The 1,388-nt window shown below is 56.9% G+C and carries 1 protein-coding gene; it reads right to left on the bottom strand.

What is annotated here, in order from left to right; all coding sequences use genetic code 11:
* Positions 1 to 47: 47 nt before the first annotated feature.
* On the bottom strand, positions 48 to 1,226 hold the full coding sequence (locus QP978_RS10730; RefSeq protein ID WP_048732261.1) for an IS1249 family transposase: 1,179 nt from the start codon (positions 1,224 to 1,226) through the stop codon (positions 48 to 50).
* Between the last annotated feature and the right edge of the window lie 162 nt (positions 1,227 to 1,388).

Raw genomic sequence — 1,388 nt, 5'->3', positions numbered from 1 at the left:
GGGTTAAACGACAAAATGTGTGTCTGGCTCGGCGTGTCGCGCGGGGGTTAGATTTGGCCTTTCTGGATGCCGATTGAGTGGGTGTAGTCGGTGTCGATAGCGTTGTCGTAGAGGGCTGGTCGTCCTGTTTCGTGGTCGGCTTGGTTCTCGTGTTGGGTCAGGGTGGAAACTTTGGCGAGTTGGTCCTGGCCCCAGTTGGACTGCCTGGCGATTCGTGCTGGATCGTCGGGCAGTTCGGTTTTTAAGTAGAGCCACCAATCCAGCATTCGGCGTTGTCGTTCGCCTGATCTGCCGCGGTGTGTTCTGGCAAGTAGTTTGATCTGGGAGTTGATGCCGCCTTCAAGGCTGTTGGTGGTGGATTTAATCCGGTTTTTCTCCAGCACACCTTCTGGTGGGGTGAGGTAGACAAACAGCAGTTCGGAGCGCCAGAGGTGGTTGAGGCTGTTGTAGGCCTTGCGCACGTTGTGATGTGTCCACGTGCGGGTCCATGTACCTGTTTTAGGGTCTTTGACCGTGGTTTTCTCGTCCATCCAGGAACGGTAGATCGTGGAGAATTCGTGCAGTTGTGCACCCCATGCTGCTGCTTGGTCCAGGGTGGTGATCCGGGTCAGTTTCAGCGCCAGTCGGTAGATGGTGCGCCCGGCATCAGTCCGGGGCCGTGAGGTGGTGTAGCGGCGTACAACGCGTTGGGCGTGGACGAGGCAACGCTGGATTTTCGTGGTGGGCCAGCACTTTTTGATCGCGCTAAACGCTCCCTGGCCGCCATCGATAACGGCGATAAGTGGGGCTTCGATGCGCTCGAGAAGTCGTTGGTAGTCGCGCGTGGTTTCGTGTTTGCACCAGTGCCAGGCGATGACATGGTCGATAGTTGCGGCAATGATCAAACAGCCGCCGGCGGTATATGTGCCGTCTAGAAACACCTGGTCGTAAACCCGCCCGATATGTCCGATGGTGGGATCTGGTACGTCAACGAGCCAGAAGGGTTCGAAGCGGCGTTGCAGTGTGCGCGGTGAGCATCCCACACGACTGGCAACGGTATCGAGGCTGGCGCCAGTGGTCAGGTGGTCAATGAAGGCGGCAAAAACCGTGGAATTGGTGATGTCGCTGCGGCGCTTCACACTCGACGCGCCGCAGTGTTTGCATCGCCACCTCGTAGTTCCTTTGCTGGTAGTGCCGTTGCGTTTCATCTCATCGCCGCAGTGGCAGCGTGGTTGGTTCTTTGACATTGCGACACCACACCACGCCGCGTGTAGCACATCACTGCTGCCACACCGCGGATTTACCGTCCCGGAGCCAAATATATGCTCCCGGAGCATATATTTCTCTGAAACCTAGAGGTCAACCACTACAAATCACCGAATCCAGACACACTTTCTGTCGTTTAACCC

This window comes from Corynebacterium sp. MSK035, from assembly GCF_030232615.1.
Lineage (GTDB): Bacteria > Actinomycetota > Actinomycetes > Mycobacteriales > Mycobacteriaceae > Corynebacterium > Corynebacterium jeikeium_D.
The sequence above is the reverse complement of the archived record's forward strand: the minus strand, read 5'-3'. Positions and strand labels throughout refer to the sequence as shown.

Coding starts and splice junctions, on each gene's coding strand:
- QP978_RS10730 (WP_048732261.1), bottom strand. CDS start 1,226: ATGTCAAAGAACCAACCACGCTGCCACTGCGGCGATGAGATGAAACGC.